5 protein-coding genes are annotated in these 6,717 nt (G+C 66.8%); 4 read left to right on the forward strand and 1 reads right to left on the reverse strand.

Going from position 1 to position 6,717, the window contains the following annotated elements; translation table 11 throughout:
- Nucleotides 1-101 precede the first annotated feature (101 nt).
- From ACTHLF_RS12065 to ACTHLF_RS12075, 3 genes are all read left to right on the forward strand, one after another.
- Nucleotides 102-812, forward strand: coding sequence for a FecR family protein (locus tag ACTHLF_RS12065; RefSeq protein ID WP_440327589.1), 711 nt, complete (start codon nucleotides 102-104; stop codon nucleotides 810-812).
- Nucleotides 813-894: 82 nt separating this feature from the next.
- Nucleotides 895-3,336: a TonB-dependent siderophore receptor gene (locus ACTHLF_RS12070; RefSeq protein ID WP_440327590.1), complete on the forward strand. Its 2,442-nt coding sequence runs from the start codon at nucleotides 895-897 to the stop codon at nucleotides 3,334-3,336.
- A 50-nt stretch (nucleotides 3,337-3,386) separates the two neighbouring features.
- The gene (locus tag ACTHLF_RS12075) at nucleotides 3,387-4,478 is read left to right on the forward strand and encodes a PepSY-associated TM helix domain-containing protein (RefSeq protein ID WP_440327591.1); all 1,092 of its coding nucleotides are present in this window, start codon (nucleotides 3,387-3,389) and stop codon (nucleotides 4,476-4,478) included.
- Between the two features lie 255 nt (nucleotides 4,479-4,733).
- Here ACTHLF_RS12075 and ACTHLF_RS12080 read toward each other — a convergent pair whose 3' ends face one another.
- The gene (locus ACTHLF_RS12080; RefSeq protein WP_440327592.1) at nucleotides 4,734-5,567 is read right to left on the reverse strand and encodes an oxidoreductase; all 834 of its coding nucleotides are present in this window, start codon (nucleotides 5,565-5,567) and stop codon (nucleotides 4,734-4,736) included.
- Nucleotides 5,568-5,647: 80 nt separating this feature from the next.
- Between ACTHLF_RS12080 and ACTHLF_RS12085 the strand changes: the two genes are divergently transcribed.
- Complete coding sequence (locus ACTHLF_RS12085) at nucleotides 5,648-6,631, forward strand: AraC family transcriptional regulator N-terminal domain-containing protein (protein WP_440327593.1); 984 nt, start codon at nucleotides 5,648-5,650, stop codon at nucleotides 6,629-6,631.
- Nucleotides 6,632-6,717: the final 86 nt, after the last annotated feature.

Below are 6,717 nucleotides of genomic sequence, written 5' to 3' on the forward strand. Positions count from 1 at the left end.
CGGCCACGGGGCGGCACCTGGGGTTGCTGGCCGCGTGCGGGGTCTGTGTGTTTTTGATGGTGGGGTGCCAACCCCGGCGCCCCCGGGCCGCCCGGCGCCCTGTGGCGCCCACGGCCGTTGGCGAAACCCAGCGCATCGCGCTGGCGGGCGGCGGCACGGCGCAACTGGATACCGGGAGTGCCATCAGCCTGCATGACGACCCGCAGTGGCGGGATGTGCAGGTACTCGCCGGCGCAGTGTCATTCGAGGTTGGCCACAACGATCCGCGCCCCTTCCGCGTGCGTGCGGGCCGCGTCGTGGTCACCGACGTCGGAACCACGTTCCAGCTCAGGCGCAACGGCGACGCAACCGATGTGGTCGTTGCCAGCGGTGAAGTGGAAGTGGCTACGACAGGCGGCAAGGCCGTTCTCCGCGCAGGCGAAAGTGCGACCCTGGCCGATGACGACGCGACCCCGCGCGTCACGCCCGTGGATGCCGATGCGGCCATGGCCTGGACCCGCGGCCGGCTGATGTTCGTCGACCGCCCGCTCAAGGAAGTCGTCGCCGAACTCAACCGCTACTACCCCGGCCGCATTGTCCTGGTCGATGACGCCGCCGGGAAGCGCCGGGTCAGCGGCGTCTTCCGCACCAACGACCCACTGGCGGCGTTGCGCGCCATCGAAACCAACCTCGGCCTCCATGCGACCCACGTGGCCCCGGGCCTGTTCGTCCCCCTCCCCCCCTTTTTTGTTGGGGGGTTGGCGGTGCCCCGTGTGGGGGCCCCCCCCCCCCCAATGGGCCCAACGCACACTCCCACAAACAGCGCGAAATAAATTAGTCCGGCAACGTCCTCATTCGCCCTCCTCATCCGTCATAGGAATGAGATTGATCCTCATTTCTTCATCGGACCCCACCATGCGCCCTCGTTTCACCGGTTCGCCGGTCGCTCCTGCCTTCCGCCTGCACCGCCTGAGCCTCGCCCTCGGCCTGCTCCTTCCCGTCACGGCGTTCGCCGCCGCGCCGGGGTCACTCCAGGCCACCCATGACTTCCACATCAGTGCCGGCCCCCTCGCCCAGGCGCTGAACCGGCTGGCCGAGCAGAGCGATACCGTGCTGGTCTACGACGCGTCGTTGACCGCCGGCCTTCAGGCACCGGCTGTGGATGGCCCGCTGGCGACCGGCGATGCGCTCAAGCGCGTGCTCGCCAACTCGGGCCTCGAGGCACAGGCGGCTGACAATGGCTCGGTGCGCCTTGTCCGCACCGGCTTCGCGCGCACCCCTGCCGCCGCACCAGCCGCAGCCGCAGCGGCCAGCCCGCGCGCACCGCGCCGTCGTAGCGCAGACAAGAAGGTCGAGGACCTCGAAAGCGTCAACGTGCACGGGGTGACCGAGGGCTACGCGGCCAACGAGGTTTCCTTCGGCAAGCTCGCGCTCTCCCCGCGCGAAATGCCCAGCTCCATCTCGGTCGTGACCCGCCAGCGCATGGATGACCAGAACATGGTCAGCGTGTACGACGTGCTCAACCGCACCACCGGCATCACCGCCGTGCCGTACGGCGTGGGCACCTCGTATTTCCAGTCGCGTGGCTACCAGCCCGACGTGCAGTTCGACGGCATCGCCGCGAACAACGGCCTCCAGTACCAGTCGCAGTTCGACCTCGCGATGTACGACCGCCTCGAAATCTTCCGCGGCCCCGCCGGCATCCTGCAGGGCCAGGGCAGCCCGGGCGGTACCGTGAACCTGGTGCGCAAGCGCCCACTGGAACAGGCCGGCTGGGGCGGCAGCGTGTCGGCCGGCTCGTGGAACACCTACCAGGCCACGCTCGACGGCAGCACGCCGCTCAATAGCACGGGCACCATCCGTGGCCGCGCGGTGATCTCCGCGCAGGACCACGATTACTTCTACGACAAGGCCAACTCGCGCCACCAGTTCTTCTATGGCGTCGTGGAGTTCGACCTGGCGCCGGACACGATGCTGACGCTGTCGACGGCTTACCAGCACGAACACAATGGCCCGCTGGACTGGGGCCAGTCGGTGTACGGCATCCCGCCCCATGGCCAGGCGCTCAACGCGCCGCGCTCGCAGTTCTATGGCACGGACTGGAGCTACGACAAGCCGAACCTCAACGACTACTACGCCGAACTCGACCACGACTTCGGCAACGACTGGCACGGCAAGCTCAACATCGATCGCCGCACGACCACCGATGCCTCGAAGTACGGCTACATCGATGGCCTGGTCGAGCCGGATAACCACGCGGAATACTGGCTGCAGCGCCAGTACACGGACGGCAGCTGGACCGGCGCCGACCTCAACATCTCCGGGCCGTACGAGCTGTTCGGACGCACCCAGCAGCTTATCGTCGGCTTCAACTATGCACGGCAGACCGCCGATAGCTGGAGCGGCGGCTTCGACGTGCCGGGCGGCGCGGATGTCATGGACCTGGGTGGCATCGCCTACCCGGAGATCCCGTTCGATAGCCGCAGCCTGACCGAGACCACGCAGTACGGCCTTTACGCCGCGACGCGCATTCATCCCGCGGAAAACTGGAGCGTGCTGCTGGGCAGCCAGTTCACCAACTACCGCAGCAAGAGCCGCGCGGGCTCGCCGGTTCCGCTGGGCGAATGGACCGACGCGCCGGATGTCGACCACAAGGCCTCGCCGTATGTGGGCGTCGTGTACGACATCAACCGCTGGCTCTCGGCGTACGCCAGTTACACCACGGTCTTCGTGCCGCAGAACAACCTCACCTTCAGCGGTACCCCGCTCAAGCCGCGCACCGGCAGGCAGTACGAGACCGGCCTGAAGGCGGAGTTCCTCGATGGCCGCCTCACCGCCTCGTTCGCGGCCTTCCGCCTGCGCGACCAGAACCGTGCCTACGATGATCCCGATCACCCGAATTACTTCATCGCCGCCGGCAAGGCCGAAAGCCAGGGCTGGGAAACGGAAGTGAGCGGGCGCCTCGCCGCGGGCTGGGACCTGCAGGCCGGCTACACCTACCTGCTCACCCGCTACATCAAGGATGCGAGCAGCCAGGGCCAGGTGTTCGATTCGGAAGAACCGAAGAAGACCTTCAAGCTGTGGAGCGTGTATCGCTTCGAAGGCGATAACCCGCACGGCTTCCGCGTCGGTGGCGGCGCTCGCGTCCTCAGCAGCACCACGCGCGGGACGATCACGCAGAAGGGCTACGCCGTATTCGATGGCCAGGTCGGCTACCAGTTCGACCGCGACTGGCTGCTGACGCTGACGGTGAACAACGTGTTCGACCGCAAGTACTTCGCCCGCGTGCCCGCGTCGTACTTCGGCATCTACGGCGACCCGCGCAACACGATGCTCACCATCCGCAAATCGCTGTGACCCGGCCACACCGTGCGCTATCCGCCACCGCCATCCGGCGGTGGCGGTTCGTGCACACGTGGTCGAGCCTCGTGTGCACGCTGTTCCTGCTGGTGCTGTGCCTGACCGGCTTGCCGCTGATTTTCCAGGATGAGATCGGCGATGCGCTGGGTGAGCCGCATTCGGCCGAAGTAGCGGCGAGCACTCCCGTGCTGCCACTCGATACGCTGCTCGCTTCCGCCCGGGCCTCTTATCCCGGTGATGCGACCAACTTCATCGCGCTGCCCGACGATGACCTGGGCATGGCGACGATCGGCCTGATCGATCATGCCGATGGCGGATTCCATTGGGTGAAGTTCGACCGCCACAGCGGCGCCGTGATCGAGGACCAGCGCGCGGGCGGCGCGCAGAAGATCTCGTTCATGGACGTGATGCTGTCGATCCACGGCAGCCTCACCGTCGGCTTGCCTGGCACGTTGCTGCTCGGCGTGATGGGGCTGCTGTTTATCGCCGCGCTCGTTTCGGGCGTCGTGCTGTATGGGCCGTTCACGCCGCGTGCCGGTGCGGGGACGCTACGCCTGCGCGGGAATCCCCGGCTGCGCTGGCTCGACCTGCACAATGTCGTGGGCATCGTGTTGCTGGCGTGGCTGGGTGTGGTCGGCGTTACCGGCGTGATCAACACGCTGGAAAAGCCGTTGTTCGCCGTGTGGCAGGCCACGGACGTGGCACACATGCACGCCGCGACCGGCGATGCGCGAGCGGGCGGTGCGCTCGTACCCGTGCAATACGCCGTCGACGAGGCGCTGAAGCGGCACCCGGGCGAGACCGTCGCCAGCATCCTCTTCCCGAGTGAAGTGCGACATCACCCGCACCATTACCTTGTGTGGCTGCACGGCGACAAGCCGCTCACCCGCGAGTTGCTGGTACCGGTGCTGGTGGATGCCACGTCCGGCACCGTGCTCGATGGCGCGAAGCTCCCCGGCTACCTCACGGCGCTGGAGGTCTCGCGTCCGCTGCACTTCGGCGACTACGGCGGGCTGCCACTCAAGCTGCTGTGGCTCGTGTTCGACATCGGCGCGATCCTTGTGCTGCTCACAGGCGTCTACCTGTGGATCGGGCGGCGCGGCACGCGCGTCCCGTCTGCGGCCAAGGTGATCTCGTGAGCCGGCGCCCGCGCGGCCTCATCGGCCTCCCGCTCTGCATGGCGGCCTGCGTTCTTAGCGGACTGCTACTCGCACTACTCGCGGGTCCGGCATGGCAATTCGCAGCGTGCGCACTGCTGGCCGTTCCCGTCGTCGCATTGGTCGTACTCGTGCTGCGCTCCCCGTAGGAGCCCACCCTGTGGGCGACATCTTTCGCGACAGCGCATCCTGTTGCTCTTCCGCGAACGGCGTCGCCCACAGGGTGGGCTCCTACGGTCAGCCGTCCGTGGAAACGGTCAGGGTCTCCCACTCACTGATCGACGCACTGCTCGCCTCCAGCTTGTCCCGCACCAGCTTCAACGCATCGCGGCCCCGCCGCAGATGCGCCGGCGGGTTCGGCGCCTCGATCACCGCCAGCATGGCCCGCGCCGCCTTCACCGGATCGCCGAGCTGCTTGCCGCTCTTGTCCTCTCGCGCCTGGCGGATCGGATTGAACAGCGCGTCGTAGTCGGCGATGGAACGCGGCGTGCGCGCCATCGACCGGCCTGCCCAATCGGTCCGGAACGAACCGGGAGCCACGGCCGTCACGGCGATACCCAGCGGTGCCACTTCCTTGCCGAGCGTCTCGGAAATCCCTTCCAGCGCGAACTTGCTACCGCAGTAGTAAGCGATGCCGGGCATGGTGATGTACCCGCCCATCGAGGTGATGTTGAGGATGTGGCCGCGCCTGCGGCCGCGCATGAAGGGCAGCACGGCCTTCATCATCGCTACGGCGCCGAACACGTTCACATCGAACTGCCGGCGCATCTCGAACAGCGGTGACTCCTCCATGATGCCTTCGTGGCCGTAGCCCGCATTGTTCACGAGCACATCGATGGGGCCGACGCTCTGCTCGATCTCCGCGACGACGCCGTCGATCGCATCGAAGTCGGTGACATCCAGTACACGGCCGAACGCCGACCCGGGCGCCAGCGCCTCAAACTCGGTCTTAGCCGCCACGCTACGCACCGTGCCGACCACGATATGTCTCTGGGTCAGGGCTTCCTGCGCCAGGGCGCGGCCGAAGCCGCTGCTGACGCCTGTGATGAGGATGATCTTCCGGGTTGCCATGGGGGTTTCTCCGTTCGGGGGCGAGGAGTGCATAATCCACCCATACCTTTCAACGGATAAGCCGCGATAGGCTCATTTTCTTGCCTATTCCTATGACCCAGAAGAAGACCCGCCAAGTCACGCCATCGACCCGCTCGCCCGGCCAGGCCCGGACGATAGAGCTGCTGCGTGCGCTCGCTCCCGTTGAGGGCTACAACCTCACCGCGATTCCCAGTGTGCGGATTCTCCGCTCCGATCGAGCGCTCGCACGCACCCCGGTGCTCTACGACCCCGGCATCGTCATCGTCTGCCAGGGCCGTAAACGTGGCTACTTCGGCGACGAGCTCTACCTCTACGACGAACACCAATACCTCGCCGTGTCGGTACCCGTCCCCTTCACCATGGAAACCGACGCGATGCCCGAGCGGCCGCTGCTCGCGATCTACCTGCATCTCGATTTCGCGCTAGCCGCCGAGGTCGCGGAACAGATCGACCGCGAAGGCACGGCCGAACCGGTGCAAGCGCCACGCAGCATGATGTCCACGCCCATGGATGAAGCCATGCAAGGCTCGGTACTGCGCTTCCTCGAGGCCCTGCAACGTCCGCTCGATGCCGCGGTGCTCGGCCCCGCCCTGCTCCGCGAGCTCTACTTCCGCGTCCTCACCGGCGCGCAGGGAAGCGCCATGCGCAGCGCCCTCGCCCTGCGCGGCCAGTTCGGCCGCATCAGCCACGCGCTGCGACTTATCCACGCGTCCTACGCGGAACCGCTCGATGTTGCGCGACTCGCCAGCGAAGCCGGCATGAGCACACCCAGCTTCCATAGCCACTTCAAGGCGATCACCCAGGTCTCGCCGATGCAGTACGTCAAGTCGACGCGCCTGCACCAGGCGCGGTTGCTGATGGTGCGGCAGTCGCTTACTGCCGAAGCGGCAAGCCACGCTGTTGGCTACACGAGCCCCTCGCAGTTCAGCCGTGAATTCCGCAGGTTGTTCGGCGCTACGCCTGCGGCGGAAGCGCGTCGCATGCGGGAGAGCTTTGCCCTTCCTGAAGCCTTCGCTGACGCGATCTTCGTCTCGTCGCACTAAGTCGCCTCTTGTGGGAGCGGGCGGGGGGGGGCATGGGGGTGGTGGCGACAAACACACAACCCCCGCGCGAGCCCCCCCAAAAACAG

It is taken from the genome of Luteibacter sp., from assembly GCF_051958795.1.
Classification (GTDB): domain Bacteria; phylum Pseudomonadota; class Gammaproteobacteria; order Xanthomonadales; family Rhodanobacteraceae; genus Luteibacter.

Excerpts from the sequence above, each read along its gene's own strand:
- ACTHLF_RS12070 (WP_440327590.1), top strand. The coding sequence starts at position 895 with ATGCGCCCTCGTTTCACCGGTTCGCCGGTCGCTCCTGCCTTCCGCCTG.
- ACTHLF_RS12080 (WP_440327592.1), bottom strand. The coding sequence starts at position 5,567 with ATGGCAACCCGGAAGATCATCCTCATCACAGGCGTCAGCAGCGGCTTC.